Below are 18,950 nucleotides of genomic sequence, written 5' to 3' on the forward strand. Positions count from 1 at the left end.
GCTCAGGCGTGAAGTTGGGGCTGGGGGTGGACGACATGCGGCATCAGGGGGCTGCGGTGCAAGGTGTGCCCGTCACGAAGGCCGCGCTGGCCGAGCTGCTGGTCCGGCTCCGGCGCGCGACTGTGGACGGCGTGGTGCCGGACGAGGTGTTCATGGCGCAGGCTCAAGAGCTCGGGCTCGGCGATGCCGAGCGGGAGCGCCTGCGTGGGGAGCTGGCCAGGCTGCGGATGCCTGTCCAAAAGTCCGTGGTGCATACAGACGTCGACCCTTCAGAAGTGAAAAGGGTTGTACGGGGCGGTGAAGAAAATGTGTTCCCCCGTCTCGAGCCGGTGCTGACGCTGCTGTCGCGCTACGCCGACGCCGACGGATACGTGACGCCCCGTGCCGTGGCGGGTGTGGTCCGCCTGGCCGGGCTGGACCGGCGGGAGGAAGCCGCACTGCGGACGTGGGCCAAGGTGAGACAGGACCCCGGCACACGGAGTGACGCGGGCGAGACCTCCTCCTCGTCAGGGCAGTCCCCGACGGCCGGGGCAAGGGTCGAAACGGCCGGAGTCGAGCATGCCGTCGACCGGGCGCGGGACGTGGCGGAAGAGCCGGGCGCGGCCGCGACGGGAGACATCGCCGCAGCCGTGACGGCCGCCCTGGCCGTACTCCGTGCCGACCGGTCCGAGGGGCACCCCGAGCGGCGTCTGCTGAGCGCCGAGACCGAAGTCGGTCTCGGCGTCCTGGTGCGAGGAGGGGCGGACCGGATCGGGGCGGAGCCGGACGAGGAGGAACTGAAGGCGCTCCCGTCGGACGACCTCAGAATCCGCGCCCGTGACTGCCTCGTGGTGCACAACCTGCGGCTCGTGCACTCCCTGGTGCGGGGATACCTGGAACAGGGACTCGACTACGACGACCTGTTTCAACACGGCTGCCTGGGCCTGATGAGAGCGGCGCGCAAGTTCGACCCGGCCATGGGCAACAAGTTCTCGACGTACGCCACCTGGTGGGTCCGGCAGGCCCTCGCCCGCGCGATCGCCGACGAGGGCGCCCTGATCCGGATCCCGGTCCACATGCACGAGCAGATGCGCAAGGTGGCGAGGGCGGAACGGACTCTGGCGGGGCGGGGCCGGCCGGCGACCGCAGCCGACGTCGCCGTGCTGTGCGACCTGACGTTGCAGAAGGTGGAAGAGGTCAGGCGGTTGAGCTGCCGCACGGACTCGCTCGACCGCGTCATCGGTGACGGGGCCACCCTGGCGGACTTCGTCGGCCGGACCCGGCCGTTGCCCGCAGTGGAACAGCAGGTGGTGAGTGACCTGCACGCGGAGGCGGTCATGGCCGTCGTGGACACCTTCGCCGGCCGGGACCACCGTATCCTCGTGCGCCGCCTGGGGCTCGACGGCGATGAGCCGTCCACGCTCGACGAGCTGGGGCGCGAGTTCGGCGTGAGCCGCGAACGCATCCGGCAACTGGAGGTCAAGCTGCGGCCCGAGCTGATGGCCCGGTTGCGCGGCGCGCGACTTGTGGGAGTGGACGAGAAGTCCGAACGTGAGGAGGCGGAGCGCGCCGCCGCTCGCTCCGCCCGCGCCGCACAGGCCGTCCGGGCGGCTCGTGCCGCGCAGGCCGCTCGAGCGGCTCGCGTGGCCCGTGCGGCTCAGGTCGCCCGATCAGCATGGGCCGCACGCTCCGACCAACTGATCAAGGCGCCCGGCCCCCTGCGTGAGTCGGCGGAGGAGGTAGTGGAAGTCCCTGCGTCGCACACGGACGCCGTAGACCTCACCGCGTCGAACAGCGGACCCGAGGCGGCCGAGAGCGCAGTGGAGCAGAAGACCGGAACGGACGCGGAGGCGACCGTCGTCGTCACACCGCCCGCCGGGACGGCGGTGCGTGATGGACGGCCGGACGATGCGGGCGCGACGGCAGAGGCGGTGGGAGGCGCGGGCATCCGCGCGTCGACCGGGCCCGGCGACACGGCGACCGGCTTCCGTTCGGCGGCCGGTGCAGGCTGTGAGGACGCCGAGGACGGGCTCGCTTCGCAGGCCGATGCGGGCCTGGGGGGCGCGATCGACGGCCCCGCTCCGGTGACTGGTGCCTGTTCGGAGGACGGCGCCCCCGCCGAGGCCGACGCGGCCGACTGGGAACGCGCCCTTCGGATGGCGAAGGCGCCCTCTGCGCAGACCGCGTGGCTCGCCGGCTACGTGCTCGCCGGTGTGGGGCACCAGGCGGTCGCGAGTCTGCTGGGACAGCGGGAGGCCGATGCGGTGGCGCGGTGTGCTGCGGAGGGCGAGCCGGTCGAGTTCCCCGTCCTGACGGCCCTCGAAGTGCTGCGCCGCGTTCTCGACGCTGTGGCATCGGCCGGGCAGCGGCCCGAGGACTTCTTCGACCGGCCCGCTGAGGCACTCTGCGGCGCGACGCCGCGCTCCTACCTCGAAAACAGGTCGCTCGTACACGGCGAGCCCCGCCTGGCGGTGCGGGACGCACTGCGGGAGTACGTCGCCGAGTCCGCCGGCGCGCCGCGTCACACCGGTGAGAAGGCGCCTGGTGCGTCTTCGGCCGCAACGCGGGAAGCGGGACTGCCGGCCGAGGCGGAGGAGCCTCGGGGACCAGTGGCTGAAGGCGATGTGCCGGGTGTGTCACCAGGCCGTCCAGCCGACGGTGAGGAGCCGTCCCAGGAGGCGTTCCACCAGACGATCGACGACCTTCCGGCGGGTGGCGGTGAGCCGGCCATGGGGAGCACCGGCGCCGGCGTGGGTGAGCTCGCCCACGAAGCTCCCAGCCGCGGAGGGCAGGAGGCGCAGCCCCCCGAGTCCGACGTCCCGCGGACGAAGACCACGGACCACGACCTCCGGCGCGAGTTCGAAGCACGGGAACACCGGATCCGCGAGGAGTACGAAAGCCGGCTCGGGCGGCACCGGCGGGACTTCGAGTTGCAGCTCGCGGAGGTGCGGGAGGCGGCTGGACGTCGACTCGCCGAGCAGGGGCAGGCTGCCGATCAGAGCCTCGCCGATGAGTGGGAGGTCACCGAACGGCGCATCTCAGCGGTCCGGACAGAGGCCGAGCGCGAGCTCGACTCCTGGGAGGAAGCACTGCTGCGACGCATGGACAAGACACTGTTGCGCCGCGAGGAGCACATCCGGGCCGAGGCCGAGACACGGATCGCGGCACTGAGGGGGGAACACCGTGCGGCGTACCGGGCGGTCCTCCAGCGAGCCGAAAAGGCCGAGGAGGCCGCTCGGCGGACGGAGCACCACCAGCGGCGGGCGCACGACCTGGAGCTGCGGCTGCGGCAGTACAGAGAAGAAGCCGAGACCCGCATCGCGGGACTCGAGGCGCGCTTGCGGGAGACCGAGGAGGCCCTCGCCCAGCGCGACCAGGCCGTCGAGATGGCCCGGCGTCACGCGGAGGCGACCGAGCACAACGCCGCCCAGCGCATCGCGCACACGGAGCACAACGCCTGGGCACGCATCGCCGAACTGCAGCAGCAGCTCACCGACCTCCAGGGACAGCCGGCCGCCGCCTCGGAGGCCGCCGAAACCCGCGGCTCGTTCCGGGACCGTTGGCGCCGACCCTGAACCGAGCTGTGCGCCGCCCCAACCGATCGTCATTCGAACTCGCCGAGAACAGCAAGGACCCATGGATCCCAGACCGGAACTCGTCCTCTACCTCCGCAACCAGCTCGTGGGACCGGCGGGCGGCGAGCACGAGAGGCTCGACGCCCCGCCCGACCGGCAGTACCTCATGGGCACGCTGTATCCCCAGGAGGCTGATCTGCAGCGCCAGTTGCACCTCGCGGCCGAGGAACTGGAGGGAGCCGGGTCGGAGAAAGCGGCCGAGGACACCGCCCCGGCCGGTGATCCCGTGCCGGAGTCCAATGCGTGGTTGCCGTCGTCCCTGGGCTTCAGCTTCTACACCGACGCGGACACCGTGGAGATCGACTGCTCCGCTGCCCGCTACGAAACCCGCGCCGGAGCCACGGAACGGGGCCGGAGCTGGCAGCGGATCCCGCTGCCGGCCGAGACGCACCGGCTCGGGCCGGACCGCGATCATGTCACCGTCCTCGACGGCCGCGCCGAACTTCGCGTGCGCCGCCGAGCGTTCGGCTCCGGCAGGCTGATCACCGTCGCGCTGGTCAACGCGGCACACCACGAGCCCGGCCTCGGCAAGGCGGCCCACTGGGACCGCATGCTGTTCCAGGTCAAGCTCCAGGCCCGGCCCGTGGACGGGCGGGTTCTGCAGTACCCGAGCGTGCGCCTGGCCAGCAGGGACCCCGAGGAGCAGGAACTGCGGCTGCAGTACCGGCACGTGCGCACGCACGCCGTCGGCCACGGGTGCGCCGTGGAGGAACTCTACGACGACCTGGCCGAACACCGGGTGACCGGGCTCAGGGCGGCCGTCATGCCGGAGGCGGAAGTGACCGGCGTACGGGCCGCCGGCCTGCACGCATCGCCGGTACTGAACCTGCTCCACCTGGCCGACCCCTCCGTGCCCGTCGACCAGCTGCGCGAGGAACTCGCCGAGTTCGCCGCCGACTACCGCGCCTGGTACGTGGGCCAGCTCAACACCGAGGTGCCCGAGTGGGGCAGGGAGGCCGCCGACCGCATCCTGGGCCGGATCGCTGCCGTCGTGGCGCGGATCGAGTCCGGCGTGCGCACCCTGTGCGACCCGCGCCGCCCTGAGCTGGTGCACGCCTTCCGCACCGCCAACCGGGCGATGGCCCTGCAGATGCGTCACTCCGCGCCGGACCTGGCCGGCTCCCGGCGCTCCCGCCGGGACGGCGTGCCGGCGGTCGCCGCGCCCGCGCCCGACGCCACCTGGCGCCCCTTCCAGCTGGCGTTCTTCCTGCTTGCCCTCGACGGAGTGGCCGACTCCCGGCACCCGGACCGTACTGTGACGGACCTGATCTGGTTTCCGACCGGTGGCGGCAAGACCGAGGCGTACCTGCTGCTGGCCGCCTTCACCATGGTGTTCCGGCGCCAGGAAGCCGACGGCGGCGGCACTGCCGTCCTCAGCCGCTACACCCTCAGCCTGCTCACCACACAGCAGTTCCAGCGTGCCGCCACCACCGTCTGCGCCCTGGAAACGCTGCGCCGCGAAGATCCGGCGGCCTACGGTGAGGAGCCCTTCTCCATCGGCCTGTGGGTCGGTGAGACCACCACGCCGAACACGTACGAGAAGGCCCGGGCGGCATTCGACAACGTTCGGCAGGCCGCCACGCCCGACGACGTCTTCATCCTCGATCGCTGTCCGTGGTGCGGCACCCGCGTCCTGCCCGCGCACAAGTCGCCCGACATCGGTGACTACGGCGTGCGAGCGGGCGCCGACTCCTTCGCGTTCTTCTGTCCGCGCGAGGCATGCGTGTTCCACGACGAGCTGCCCGTGGCCGTCGTGGACGAGCAGCTGTACGACCGGCCACCGACCTTCGTCCTCGGCACCGTCGACAAGTTCGCCCGGCTCGCCTGGGAGCCGCGTGCCGGACGGCTGTTCGGGGCAGGTGGCGCAGGGGGCGGAAGCCTGCCACCGTCGCTCGTCATCCAGGACGAGCTGCACCTGCTCACCGGCCCCCTCGGTACCACCGTGGGCCTGTACGAGTCAGCCGTCCTCGGACTGTGCACCGCGCCCGACGGCACCGGACCCAAGGTGGTCGCGTCCACGGCCACCATTCGCCGTTCCGGTGAGCAGGTCCGTGCGCTGTACAGCGGTGGCGTCCAGCTCTTCCCGCCCGCCGGACTCGACGCCCGCCACTCCTACTTCGCCGAGCCCGACACCTCCCGTCCCGGCCGCCGCTACCTCGGCGTCATGGCCCAAGGCCATACTGCCGGCCGCGCGTCGGTGGCCACCGCCGCCGCCATGCTCCAGGGCGCTTGGGAACTTCCGGAGGACCACCGCGACGCCTACTGGACCCTCGTCGCCTACCACCACAGTCTGCGCGAACTCGGCCGCACCGTCACCGCGGCGGCCGACGACATCCCCGCCCAGCTCGCCGGACTCGACGCCGGAGCGGGAGTACGGCCGCTGCCCGATCACCAGGTGCAGGAGCTCACCAGCAACCTGCACCGCGCCGAGCAGCCGGTGCTGCTGGACCGGCTGGAGAAGCCCTGGGACGATCCGCAGTCGGTCTCCTTCCTGCCGTGCACGAACATGCTGTCCGTCGGCGTCGACGTCAAGCGGCTCGCCCTGATGCTGATGCAGGGCCAGCCCAAGACGACCGCCGAGTACATCCAGGCCACCAGCCGCGTCGGCCGGCACTCGGTGCCCGGTCTCGTCGTGACGTTCTTCAACGCGACCCGTCCCAGGGACCGTTCGCACTACGAGACCTTCGACGTCTACCATCGCTCCCTCTACCGGCACGTGGAACCGACCAGTGTCACCCCTTGGTCCGTCCCCTCCCGTCGCCGCGCTCTGCACGCCGCGCTCGTCGTCCTCGTACGGCACAAGCTCGGCCTCGCCGCGGAGAACCAGGCCGGACACGTACTTGACCGGATGCGTGACGTCGAAAAGCTGGCGGACCAGCTGTCCGCACAGGCCGACCTCTGCGAGCCGGGCGCGGGCGAGGCCGTGCGCAGGGAGCTCGCGGACCTCCTCGACCAGTGGGAGGAGGCCGCGCTGGCAGCTCGCAAGGACGGTCGAGAGCTGTACTACCGCAGCCAGGGCAAGGGCCAGTCCAACCTGATCAAGAGCTTCGAACACAACTACGGCCTGTGGGAGACACCGAACTCGATGCGCAACGTCGACCGGGAGTGCCAGGTGACGGTGAAGGGAGCCGACCTGTGAGCCGCACACTTCGCGTACGCCAGTCCCAGACGGTGCTGCCGTTCGGGGTCGGCGCCGTCTTCGACATCCAGGGCGAGTCGTTCGTGGCCACCGGCATCGGTGACTGGCCGGCCCGGGCCAAGCAGCGCATCGAGTCACCCCGGCTGGCCTCCCGGCTCGGCGTGAGCGGTTTCTACGCCGCCCCCGCAGCCGCCAACGAACGCTTCGACGTCGCCGACGCGCCCGGAGCCCCGTACATCCGTTTCCCGGCCTGGCTGTTCTGCGGCGCCTGCCGGCGGATGAAACGCTGGCGCATCGCCGACGAGAAGCCGGGTCAGCCGCCACGCTGCCCGTCCTGCTCGCCCGCACGGACCTTGGCACCCATGCGGTTCGTACAGATCTGCCAGGCCGGTCACCTCAGCGACGTCGACTGGTGGTTCTGGGCCCACTCCCGGCGCGACGCGGGCGAACGCCGGCAGTGCGGCGAACGGGAGAAGCTGCGTTTCCTGGTGTCCGAGCGGGCCTCCGGACTCGAAGCGCTCTCCGTCGCCTGCACCGCCAAGGACTGCGGCGCGTCGAGGAACCTGCTCGACATCCTCGGTACCCACGGCATGCGCTGCGCCGGCCGCAACCCGTGGCAGCGGACGGCCGAGGCGGTGGAATGCGTCCGTCCGGTGCAGATCGTGCAACGTACGGCAGGCAACCTGTACTACCCGGTCACCCACTCGGCGCTGGACATCCCCGAGACGGAGGTGTCGGCGTACGCCGACGACGCGCTCGCGGCCCAGGTGCGCGAACACGATCTGTGGGTGTCGCTGTGCCGGGTGGCGGGCACTCCCCGTGCCGGTGTCTTCCAGACGATGATCCAGGAGGACACCGGTGCCGACGACGCCCTCATGGCCGCACTGCTCGCCGAGGAGACCGGGCACACCCCAGAGGCGTCCACCGGCGCGCTGGCGGCCCCGAAGCCCGATCTCAGCCGGGAGGAATGGGCCGCCTTCACGGCACCTGTGGCGCCCGCGACCCGCGACTTCGCACTGCGTGGGACCACGCTCGGCCTGACTGGCGAAACCGTCGACCCGTGGAACTCCCTCGCCCAGCGCTTCGGCAGAGTCGTTCTCGCCGACCGACTGCGTGAAGTACGCGCACTCTCCGGCTTCACCCGGGTCTCACCGGACGCCACCGTCGTGCCCGCCGACACAAGCCGGCGCCTGAAGTGGCTGCCCGCCGTGGAAGTGTTCGGCGAGGGCGTCTTCCTCACCCTGAACAGGGACCGCCTCACCGCCTGGGAGGAGGACTCGGACGTCCTACGACGCGTCGGAGGAATGCGGGCCGACCTGGACCGGTCCTTCCAGAAGGACCGCCTCGAGACCTTGACCGGTCCCGAGCTCGCCCCCCGGTTCGTCCTGCTGCATACCCTCGCCCACCTGCTCATCCGCCAGCTCTCCTTCGAGTCCGGTTACACGACGGCGAGCCTGCGCGAACGAATCTATGCCCGCTCCGGACAGGACCAGTACGGCATCCTCGTCTACACCGCGGCAGGGGACGCCGAGGGCACCCTCGGCGGGCTGGTCCGGCAGGGGGAGCCCCCGCGGTTGGCGGAGACCCTGCTGCGGATGACGGAGGCCGCCGCCTGGTGCTCCGCCGACCCGCTGTGCGCAGAACACACCGGCCAGGGCTTCGGCAACCTCAACCGTGCTGCCTGCCACGCCTGCGCCCTGCTCCCCGAAACCAGCTGCGAGACCGGGAACACCCTGCTCGACCGCGCCCTCGTCGTCGGTGGGGACAGCGTCCCCGGCTATCTGCAGTCGATCATCACCGCCGCTCGCGACGCGGCGGCCACCGCCCTGGAGCAGCCGTGACGCTCACCTACTTGGACCTCACCCCGGAACAGCGGGCCGGCCTGGACGACCTTCCCTTCGAGGGCAACCACCTCGTCAGCGGTCCGCCCGGCAGCGGCAAGAGCCTCCTGGCCGCCCAGCGGGCGGTGATGCTCGCCCTCACCGGGACACCGGTGACGCTGCTGACGTACTCGAACCTGTTGCGCCAGTCGCTGGCCGGTGCCGTGCACGCACTCGCGCCCGCCGATCGCAGCGTGCGCGTGTCGACCGCGCACGCGTGGCTGGAGGATTGGTACGGGGCGCGCCCCCCGCGGGACGGCAACGGCTGGTACGACTGGAACGCCTTCTTCGACCGGGCGGCAGACACCGGCCCGGTACCCGGGCTCACGCTCGTCATCGACGAAGGCCAGGACCTGCCGCCTCAGTTCTACCGGCTCTGCCGGATGCTGCAGGCCCGTACCACCGTCTACGCGGACGAGTGCCAGCGGCTCACCGACTCCCACTCCACCCTCGCGGAGATCACCGGCAAGCTGGGCCGGTGCACGCGTCACGAAGTCGACGGCAACCACCGCAACACCCAGCAGATCGCAGCCTTGGCCGCCCACTTCCACACGGGCGCAGGTGTGCCCGTGCTGCCCGACCGACAGGGGCCGCCGCCACGACTGCACCGCTTCCAGGAGCGCGGTGTCGCGGACCTGCTCATCCTGCTGGCCCAACGGGACCCGCGACAAAGCATCGGAGTGATCGCCGACTCCAAGCACGTGCAGTTCTCCCTGCTGGGAAGCCTGCAGAACCGGGCACCGAGGCTCAAGCCACAGCTTTACACTTCCGACGCCAGGGGTGGCCGCTACCGCAATCTCGATCTCGGGCGCCCAGGCATCGTCATCGTCAACCGCAGAAGCGCCAAAGGCCTCGGTTTCGACACGGTGGTCATTCCGGATGCGCATGTGGACGCGGCCTGCGATCCCACGTCCGCTGCTCTGCGCATGACCTACTACGTACTGGCCACGCGCGCCCGGCGCGAGCTCCACTTCGCCTACGAGGGCGAAACGGAACCGCCGCTGCTCGCCCAGGTGGGTCCGGGAGAACTGATGCGCGGCTGACCTCCGCGCGCGGAGCGTCCCAGCAGCCGTGCCCTGCACTGGACGGGCTGACACGTGAGCCGGCGAAAGCGCGGTGTACGTAGGCCGCGCGGAAGGTGCGCTGAAGTGCACGGGATCGCTGAACCCCCAGCGGGCAGCGATGGAGCGGACCGGCCGGAGCGCAGGGCGGGGTCGGCCAGGTTGCGGCGGCAGCCTTCCAGACGCGGGTGCTGTTCCGCCACGGCAGTGGCTGACGGCCGCGTCCTCCGCCATCCGGCCGGTCCCGCCCGGGCGGCCACCTCCAACAGGACGGCCATCGGCCGCACCGAGGATCGCGGGCCGGTTTTCGTCTCGGTACTCAGTCCGGATTGAGTGGGGTGGATCCCTAGGCTGGCGCGAAATCGCCGCTGAGTGCCGTGACGCGACATAGGCGCTGGTGGACGTGGGAGTGTATTGAGTGAATGGGGGAGGATCCGGTAGCCAGCGCCGTGCACGGTTTTCAATCAGCCTGACTTCCACTGGGGAGAGAAGGATGAGACATGTATAGATCCGAGACAATGGCGCGAGACGTCATTCCTGACGGGTACGAGCCATTGGTCCTGGCATGCTGCGGTATTGCCCTCGTGGTCATACTGATGTGGGACAGATGGATCCGTAAGAAGAGGAAGGCAGGCAAAGGGCGGTGATCCTGGAGCGGATGCGGGGTAGATCAATTCGCTGAGCCCTTTTCCATCTTCGCTCTGAGCCGGTCAGACGGGGGGTGAGGACGGTCTCGACGAAGCTGATCATCCGGCTGGCCGAGCACCCCAGTTTTGCGGGAAGCAGGCGGGACTTGAGAGTCGCGACGGCCTGCTCGACGAGTGCGCGGATCTTCGACTGAGGCCGGTTGACCGCCTTCTCGGCGCGAAGCGGGTCTCCCCCCCCGTCCGTGGTGGCCGTGGGGTGGTCCGGCGGAGCATCAGTGCCGCCGGACACCCCACGAGCGGCCGTCCGCAGGAAATTCCGTGGCCCGGTGCTCGTGTCTTCCGTACTGTCGGTACGGCATCGCGCGTTGTCTCGAAGGGGCAATGCGCTTCCGTGACAGATGAGAGGGGAGCCCGGCCATGCGCGACCGCGTCGCCGTCGTCGTCCCCCTGTCGCGGTCCGAGGTGATCCTGGTGTCCTCGTCCGCCCGGTGCCCGCTGCGCGGCCGGCACCGGATGCCCGGGACGAGGATCTGAGCCTCAGCCTTCTCGCGCCGAGTGCCCGTCGACCGGCTCACGCCGGGGGGTTCGGTGCGGCTTCGCCCGGGGAATCGCGCCGTCCTTTTCCGGATCTCCGGATCACCGGATCTCCGGATCTCCGGATCTCCGGATCTCCGGATCTCCGGATCACCGATCACCCGAAAGGCCACGGGCCATGCGCAACGACGCGACCCGTCACGTCACCGACCCCCTCGCCGCCGTCCGCAACCTCGGTATCCTCGCGCACGTCGACGCGGGCAAGACCACCGTCACCGAACGGATCCTGTACACGACCGGCAGCACACACAAGCGGGGCGAGGTGCACGACGGCACCACCGTCACCGACTTCGACCCGCAGGAGCGCGAGCGGGGCATCACCATCTTCTCCGCAGCGGTGAGCTGTGACTGGGACGGGCATCGGATCAACCTGATCGACACCCCGGGGCACGTCGACTTCGCGGACGAGGTCGAGCGGTCCCTGCGCGTGCTCGACGGGGCGGTCGCCGTGTTCGACGCCGTCGCCGGGGTGGAACCGCAGAGCGAGTCGGTGTGGCGGCAGGCCGGCCGGCACGGCGTGCCGCGCATCGCGTTCGTCAACAAGATGGACCGTGCCGGTGCCGACCTCGACGCGGCCGTCGCGTCCATCCGGGAGCGGCTGCATCCGGCCCCGATGGTCGTGCAGCTGCCCATCGGGGCGGAGGAGGATTTCACCGGTGTGGTGGACCTCGTGCGCCTGCGCGCCGTCGTCTGGGCCGACGGCGGTGACGCCGCGCGGGTCGGTCCGGTGCCGGACGGCCTGCGCGAGGAGGCGCTGCGGCGGCGGCGCGTCCTCGAAGAGGCGGTGGCGGAACGGCATCCGGCCGCGCTGGAGGAGTTCTGCGCGGGGGAGGGGCTCTCCGCGTCCACCCTCGTCTCCGCCCTGCGCGACCTGACCTCCACCGGCGACGGTGTGGTCGTCCTGTGCGGCTCCGCCTACCGCAACCGGGGCGTCGAGCCGCTGCTCGACGCCGTCGTCGCCTATCTGCCGTCGCCGCTGGACGTACCGCCGGTACGCGGCATGCGGGATGCGGTCGAGCAGGAGCGGGCCGCCGACCCGGCCGCACCGTTCGCGGCGCTGGCGTTCAAGGTGCACGCGACCGCCACCGGGCGGCTGACCTACCTGCGGGTGTACTCGGGAACGATCGAGAAGGGAGACACGGTGTGGGACGCCGGCGCACGACGTACCGAGCGCATCGGCCGCATCCTGCGCGTGCAGGCAGGCCACCGCACGCCCCTCGACCGGGCCGTGGCCGGGGACATCGTCGCCGTGGTCGGGCTCAAGTCCGCCCGCGCCGGTTCCACGCTGTGCGCTCCGGACGCTCCGCTCGTCCTCGAACCGCCGGGTACCGCCGAGCCGGTCGTCTCCATGGCCGTCGAGGCGCGCCGGAGCACGGACACCGGACGGCTGGCGGCCGCGCTGGCCCGGCTGGCCGAGGAGGATCCCTCGCTCGTCGTACGGACGGACCCCGAGACCGGTCAGACCGTGCTGTCGGGCTTGGGTGAGCTGCACCTGGAGGTCGCCGTGGAGAGGATCCGCCGCGACCACGGGCTCGACGTCGGTGTCGGCAGGCCCGGGGTCGCTCTGCGCGAGACCGTCGTGCGCGGCGTGTCCGGCCATGTCTTCCGGCACGTCAAACAGGACGGCGGAGCGGGGCAGTTCGCCCACGTCGTCCTCGACGTCGCACCCCTGGACGACGGTCATGGTGACGGCGACGACGACGGTGACGGCCACGGCGACCCGCCGGGCTTCACCTTCCGTTCGGCCGTCGTCGGCGGGCGGGTGCCGCAGGAGTACGTCCGGGCGGTCGAGGCCGGCTGCCGGGACGCCCTCGCCGAAGGTCCGCTCGGTGCTCATCCCGTCACGGGACTGCGCGTGACCCTGACCGACGGGGCGACGCACCCGAAGGACTCCTCGGAGGCGGCGTTCCGCACGGCGGGGCGGCTGGGCCTGCGTCAGGCGCTGCGTGCCTGCGCGATGGTGCTGCTGGAGCCGGTCGCGGAGGTCACGGTCACGGTGCCCGAGGACGCCGTGGGCAGTGTCCTCGGTGATCTGGCGGCACGCCGCGGCCGGATCTCCGCGCAGGCCGTGCGTTCGGGCACCGCGGTGATCAGCGCCGTCGTGCCGCTGGCGGAGCTCTTCGGGTACGCGACGCGGCTGCGCGGCCGCACCCGGGGCCGGGGCACCTTCACCACCCGGCCCGCGGGGTACGCGCGGGTTCCCACCCACGTCACGGCCGGTTAGGGGCGGGCGGCCGGGCACACCGTACGGCACGGGAGCCCGTCCGCCGGCCCGCGCGGCGGCCAGGGACGCCGGCCCCTCCCGCACACCACACGGGAGGGGCCTGCCGGTCTCGGGCGGGGACGCGCCGGCCCGGCTCAGGGAGCCGGCGTGCCCCGGACCGCCGCCGCGCCGCACAGGATCGCCGTCACGGATACGACACCACCGTCGAAGGCACCGTCGACGTCCCCGACGTCGGCGCGCCCGTCTCGTTGATGACGTGTTCGTACTGGCCGTTGCCGCCGAGGGAGACCACCAGCAGGTCGTGGAACTTCACGCCGGGCCGGTTCGGGGCGGAGAAGCCGTGGTGCTGCACGATGGTCGGATCGACGTTGTAGTAGCAGTAGCTGCCCAGGCCCCAGCCCTCGTGCTGGGTCACGGCGTCGCCGACCTTGTAGGCGGCGTAACCCTTGACCGGGCCGTTCTGGATCGCGGCCTGGTTCGGGGCGTCGTACGCCTTCTCGTTCTGGAAGAAGATCGTGCGGCCGCGCTGTCCGTACCACTGCACGTCGTACTTGTTGAAGTGCTCCACGAACAGGCCCGTCGCCAGCACGTCGTCGCCGTTGACGACGACGCCGTAGTCGGCCCGGTTGGTCTCCCAGCCCACGCCCGTGCCGTGGTCGGCGCGCCAGACCCAGGTGTGGTCGACGATCGTGTGACGGCTGTTGACGACCATGCTCGTGGTCGCCTTGCCGGCGCCCGCGCCACCGATCCGGATGAACACGTCCTGCACGGTCGTCGGGTTGGCCGAGTGGTCCCGCGACGCGCCGGGCGGGCCGACCTCCAGCAGCGTCGCGGAGTTGACGGGTCCGGCGTCGATGAGGAACCCGGCGAGCCGCACGCCGTCGACGTCCGCGACCTTCAGCGCGGTCACGCCGCCGTCCGGGACGATCGTGGCGTAGCCCAGGCCGAGGACGACGGTGTCGGCGCGGTTGACCTGGATCGGCTGGTCCACGTGGTAGATGCCCGGGGTGAGCAGGAGGTGCAGGCCCTGTGCGAGAGCCTGGTTGAGGGTGGCCGCGCTCACGCCGGGCCTGGCGACGTAGAACTGCGACAGCGGCAGCGAGGTGCCCCTCGGGGTGCCGCTGCCCCAGGTGACACCGCGCGCGTTCGTCCGCTTCTGCGGCAGGAAGACCCGGAACTCGCTGCCCTGGACGTACAGGAAGGGCTTCTCCCGGGAGACGGGGGTGGTGTCGAGCGTGGTGTACGGCGGGTTGGGGAAGCTCTGCGCGGGGGCGCCCTCGACGCCGGAGAAGACCATGTTCCACACGCCGTTGAGCCAGCTGCCGATGGCGCTGTCGCGGGTGTACCACTGCTGCTGGGAGTACGGGCCGACCTGGCCGTCGACGCGGCTGTCGGCGATGTAGCCGCCGCTGGCCCAGCCGTAGCCGCTGGGTGCGAGGTCGAGGCCGCCGCGGACGTGCATGCGGCGGAAGGGGGCGGCCTGGGCCACGGCCCAGCGGTTGGTGCCGTTCGCCGGGACGAGGGCGAGGTTCTCCGCGCTGCGCCAGAAGTTCTGCGTGGCGTTGCCGTTGAACCAGCCCGCGTCGACCGTGACATCGCCGTTGATCGTCGTGTCGTCGGGGGAGAGGCCGAGACCGGCGATGGAGGTGTAGAAGCCGAGCTGGGCGTTGAGGCCGTGGTAGGTGCCTGGCTTGAACAGCAGGGCCCAGCGGCCGGTGCCGAACTGCGCCGACTCCTGCCGGCGGAACACCTCGTCCAGGCGGGCCTGGATGCCGGGCGTCGACGGGTCGAAGACGATGACGTTCGGGCCGAGGTCGCCGCCGCCGGGCAGGGCGCGCGGCTTGGGGTGGGCCGGGCGGCGCTTTTCGTGGGCCGCGGCCGGCCCGCCCGCGGCGGACGCGGGCGGCGCGGCGAGTCCCGCCAGCACGGGCGCGGTCGCCGCGGCGACGCCGAGCAGGGTGCGGCGGCCCAGCGGGGTCTCGCGACCGGGAGTGGGCGGCTGCGGGACGGGGGCGTTCGGGGAGGCAGGGGGCATGGGGCGGCTCTCCTGGTTCAGAAAGTGAACAGCGTGGAGTGTGAGAGCGCTCTCTCGCCGCTGAATGCTTCATCTGCGTGAACGCAGCGTCAAGAGGTTGAACGGCAGTTCCTTCAACGATCGTTGAGAGAGCGTCAGGTCGACGGTGGGTGCCGGTCCGTGCGGTGGCCGCCGCGGCCGCCGTGGGTGGGTGCGTCGAGACCGAACCGTTGCAGTGGGGCGGCAAGCGGCTTCTGCCGCAGGTCAACAGGCGGCCGGCGGCTGTGTACGGGCGACTGCCGCGCGCCCGCCGCCGCCCCCCGCCGATTAACCTCGCCGCATCTCTTGACGAGCCTTGGCCGCGCCGATTAACTCACGTCGTAAATTAAGTCCTGAGGTGATTCGGGAGTCGAACGGGCCGTCCGGGGACGTCATCCTGCCCACGCCCTCGCGGCGGTTCCGCACCGACGCCCGGAGAACCCAAGGCACCCGGACAACCCCGGAACTCCCGGAAAGGGACACCAGGAGCCATGCGCAGCATCCGAGCCGCGGCCGTAGGCGCCGTCACCCTGTCTCTCGTCCTGGCCGCCTCGGCCTGCGGAGGCGGTTCGCCGACGGGCGGCGGGTCGAACGACTCGCCCAAGACGCTCACGTACTGGGCCTCCAACCAGGGCGCCAGTATCGAGGTCGACAAGAAGGTCCTCCAGCCCGAACTCGACAAGTTCGAGAAGCAGACGGGCATCAAGGTCGAGCTGGAGGTCGTCCCCTGGTCGGACCTGCTGAACCGGATCCTCACCGCGACCACCTCCGGTCAGGGTCCCGACGTCCTCAACATCGGCAACACCTGGAGCGCCTCCCTGCAGGCCACCGGCGCGCTGCTGCCCTGGGACGCGAAGAACTTCGGCAAGATCGGCGGCAGGGACCGCTTCGTCGACTCCGCGCTCGGCTCGACCGGCACCCAGGGCCAGGACCCGGCCGCGGTGCCGCTCTACTCGATGGCGTACGCCCTCTACTACAACAAGCAGATCTTCGCCGACGCCGGGCTGACCAAGCCCCCGGCCACCTGGGCCGAACTGGTCGCCGACGGGAAGAAGATCCAGGCGCAGGGCAAGCAGGTCCTCGGCGCCGAGGGGTCCAACCTGTCGGAGAACATCCACCACGTCTTCGTCTTCGCCAAGCAGCACGGGGCCGACTTCTTCACCGCCGACGGCAAGCCCGACTTCGCCAGTGACGGCGCGGTCGCCGCAATCAAGCAGTACGTCGACCTGATGGCCAAGGACAAGGCCATCCCGGCGGGCAACGCCGAGTACGCGCAGAACCAGTCGGTCAGCGACTTCGCCAAGGGCAGGACGGCCATGCTGCTGTGGCAGTCCGCCTCCGCGAACCTCAAGTCGCAGGGCATGAGCGAGGACGCCTACGGCATCGCCCCCGTGCCCGTGCAGTCCGGCACGCCGGGGCCGGGCACCCAGGTCAACTCCATGGTCGCCGGCATCAACCTGGCCGTCTTCAAGAACACCGACAACCTCGACGGTGCCACGAAGTTCGTGAAGTTCATGACCAGCGACGCCGAGCAGATCGTCCTCAACAAGGCCTACAGCTCCATCCCGCCCGTGAAGGCCGCGCAGACGGATCCCGCCTTCAACACCCCGGCCAACGCCGTCCTGAAGAACACCCTCGCCGGCAGCGCCGCCGCCCTGCCGCAGGTCGCCGACGAGTCGCAGTTCGAGACGGCGGTCGGCACGGCCGTCAAGGAGCTGTTCGCCGACGCCGCGTCCGGACGCGCGGTGACCACCCGGTCGGTGAAGGCGAAGCTGGAGAAGGCCCAGCAGCAGATGCCGGCGAAGTGAGCGCGGACACCGTCATGACGACCACTGCCACCCCCGCGGAGGCCGCCGGACCGACCGTGCGCAAGAGTTCCCCCGGTGCGGAGCGCGGCCCGCGCCGCACCGGGCGGATCCGCCGCATCGGACTGCCGTACCTGCTGCTCCTGCCCGCCCTCCTCCTCGAACTCCTCGTCCACCTGGTGCCGATGGTGATCGGCATCGTCATGAGCTTCAAACAGCTCACGCGCTTCTTCCTCAACAACTGGGGCAGCGCGCCCTGGTCCGGCTTCGACAACTACCGCGTGGCGGTGGACGTCGACGAGCCCGTCGGCGAGGCACTGCTCCACTCCTTCTTCGTCACGGTCGGCTTCACCGTGCTGTCGGTCGCCCTGTGCTGGCTGATCGGCACGGCCGCCGCGATCTGCATGCAGGACACCTTCCGCGGCCGCGGCCTGCTGCGCGCACTGTTCCTGGTGCCGTACGCGCTGCCCGTGTACGCCGCGGTGATCACCTGGGTGTTCATGTTCCAGCACGACAACGGCCTGGTGAACCACGTGCTGCACGAGCAGCTGCACCTCACCGACGAGCCCTCCTTCTGGCTCATCGGCGGCAACAGCTTCGCCGCGCTGCTCACCGTGTCGGTGTGGAAGGGCTGGCCGTTCGCCTTCCTCATCGTCATGGCCGGCCTGCAGAACATCCCGAAGGACCTGTACGAGGCGGCCGCCCTCGACGGCGCCGGCGTGTGGCAGCAGATCCGCCGCATCACCCTGCCGTCGCTGCGGCCGGTCAACCAGGTGCTGGTCCTGGTGCTGTTCCTGTGGACGTTCAACGACTTCAACACGCCGTTCGTCCTGTTCGGCAAGGCCGCCCCCGAAGCCGCGGACCTCATCTCCGTCCACATCTACCAGGCCTCCTTCGGGACCTGGGACTTCGGCACCGGCTCCGCCATGTCCGTCCTGCTGCTGCTGTTCCTGCTCGTCGTGACGGGCGCGTACCTGCTGCTGACCTCCCGAGGAAGGAAGACGGCCGATGTCTAGCACCACCCGGGCGCCCCGTCTGCCGAACGCCGCCGAGGCCCCGCGCCGCTCGCCCATGGCGCCGCCCCGGTCCTTCCTCTGGAGCCGGCGGATCGTCCTCACCCTGCTGACCGGCTTCGTCCTGCTGCCGGTCTACGTGATGGTCTCCAGCTCCCTGAAGCCGCTCGCGGACGTCACCGGCACGTTCCGCTGGCTGCCGAGCGAGCTGACGATCCGCCCGTACATCGACATCTGGTCGACCGTGCCGCTGGCGAAGTACTTCGTGAACTCGCTGATCGTGGCGGGTGCGGCGACCGTCTGCTCCGTCGTCATCGCGATCTTCGCCGCGTACGCCGTCAGCCGCTACGCCTTCCGCGGCAAGCGCGTCTTCACGGTCACGGTCCTGTCCACGCAGATGTTCCCCGGCATCCTGTTCCTGCTGCCGCTGTTCCTGCTCTACGTCAACATCGGCAACGCCACCGGCGTCGCCTTGTTCGGCTCGCGCGGCGGACTGATCCTGACCTACCTGACCTTCTCGCTGCCGTTCTCGATCTGGATGCTGATCGGGTACTTCGACTCGGTGCCGCGCGACCTGGACGAGGCCGCCATGGTCGACGGCTGCGGCCCGCTCGGCGCCCTGTTCCGGGTCGTCGTGCCCGCCGCGATCCCCGGCATCGTCGCCGTCGCCGTGTACGCCTTCATGACCGCCTGGGGCGAGGTGCTCTTCGCCTCCGTCATGACCAACGACACCACCCGCACGCTCGCCGTGGGCCTGCAGGGCTACTCCACGCAGTACGACGTGTACTGGAACCAGATCATGGCCGCCTCGCTCGTCGTCAGCGTGCCCGTGGTCGCCGGCTTCCTGCTGCTGCAGCGCTACCTCGTCGCCGGGCTCACCGCCGGCGCGGTGAAGTGACGCCCCCACCCCCACCCTTGAG

At 70.9% G+C, this 18,950-nt stretch carries 9 protein-coding genes and 1 pseudogene; 8 read left to right on the plus strand and 2 right to left on the minus strand.

Annotation, left to right across the window (positions count from 1 at the left end; all coding sequences use genetic code 11):
* Positions 1–65: 65 nt before the first annotated feature.
* From ABZ920_RS12470 to ABZ920_RS12485, 4 genes are all read left to right on the plus strand, one after another.
* Positions 66–3,554, plus strand: coding sequence for a sigma-70 family RNA polymerase sigma factor (locus ABZ920_RS12470; protein ID WP_361502380.1), 3,489 nt, complete (start codon positions 66–68; stop codon positions 3,552–3,554).
* 61 nt (positions 3,555–3,615) lie between these two features.
* Positions 3,616–6,753: a helicase-related protein gene (locus ABZ920_RS12475; protein ID WP_361502383.1), complete on the plus strand. Its 3,138-nt coding sequence runs from the start codon at positions 3,616–3,618 to the stop codon at positions 6,751–6,753.
* Positions 6,750–8,594, plus strand: coding sequence for a DUF1998 domain-containing protein (locus ABZ920_RS12480; protein WP_361502386.1), 1,845 nt, complete (start codon positions 6,750–6,752; stop codon positions 8,592–8,594). Before ABZ920_RS12475 ends, ABZ920_RS12480 begins: the two co-directional genes overlap by 4 nt.
* Positions 8,591–9,676, plus strand: coding sequence for a DNA helicase (locus tag ABZ920_RS12485; protein ID WP_361502388.1), 1,086 nt, complete (start codon positions 8,591–8,593; stop codon positions 9,674–9,676). Before ABZ920_RS12480 ends, ABZ920_RS12485 begins: the two co-directional genes overlap by 4 nt.
* A gap of 738 nt (positions 9,677–10,414) precedes the next feature.
* On the opposite strand, the pseudogene ABZ920_RS12490 reads toward ABZ920_RS12485, so the two are convergent.
* A pseudogene (locus tag ABZ920_RS12490) lies at positions 10,415–10,570 on the minus strand (IS5/IS1182 family transposase); the annotation flags it as partial.
* A 483-nt stretch (positions 10,571–11,053) separates the two neighbouring features.
* Here ABZ920_RS12490 and fusA point away from each other — a divergent pair.
* A complete protein-coding gene (gene fusA / locus ABZ920_RS12495) occupies positions 11,054–13,159 on the plus strand; it encodes an elongation factor G (protein WP_361502391.1) in 2,106 nt (701 codons plus the stop codon).
* A gap of 184 nt (positions 13,160–13,343) precedes the next feature.
* Here the strand turns inward: fusA and ABZ920_RS12500 are convergent, their stop codons facing one another.
* Entirely contained in the window at positions 13,344–15,194 is a 1,851-nt protein-coding gene (locus ABZ920_RS12500) for a coagulation factor 5/8 type domain-containing protein (protein ID WP_361502394.1), read from the minus strand.
* A 509-nt stretch (positions 15,195–15,703) separates the two neighbouring features.
* Between ABZ920_RS12500 and ABZ920_RS12505 the strand changes: the two genes are divergently transcribed.
* The 3 genes from ABZ920_RS12505 to ABZ920_RS12515 are packed head-to-tail and all read left to right on the plus strand — an operon-like array spanning position 15,704 to position 18,928.
* On the plus strand, positions 15,704–17,020 hold the full coding sequence (locus ABZ920_RS12505) for a sugar ABC transporter substrate-binding protein (RefSeq protein ID WP_361502396.1): 1,317 nt from the start codon (positions 15,704–15,706) through the stop codon (positions 17,018–17,020).
* A gap of 14 nt (positions 17,021–17,034) precedes the next feature.
* On the plus strand, positions 17,035–18,033 hold the full coding sequence (locus ABZ920_RS12510) for a sugar ABC transporter permease (protein ID WP_361502399.1): 999 nt from the start codon (positions 17,035–17,037) through the stop codon (positions 18,031–18,033).
* On the plus strand, positions 18,026–18,928 hold the full coding sequence (locus ABZ920_RS12515) for a carbohydrate ABC transporter permease (protein WP_361502402.1): 903 nt from the start codon (positions 18,026–18,028) through the stop codon (positions 18,926–18,928). The genes ABZ920_RS12510 and ABZ920_RS12515 overlap by 8 nt, the downstream gene beginning before the upstream one ends.
* Positions 18,929–18,950: the final 22 nt, after the last annotated feature.

The organism is Streptomyces sp. NPDC046831, from assembly GCF_040645305.1.
Lineage (GTDB): Bacteria > Actinomycetota > Actinomycetes > Streptomycetales > Streptomycetaceae > Streptomyces.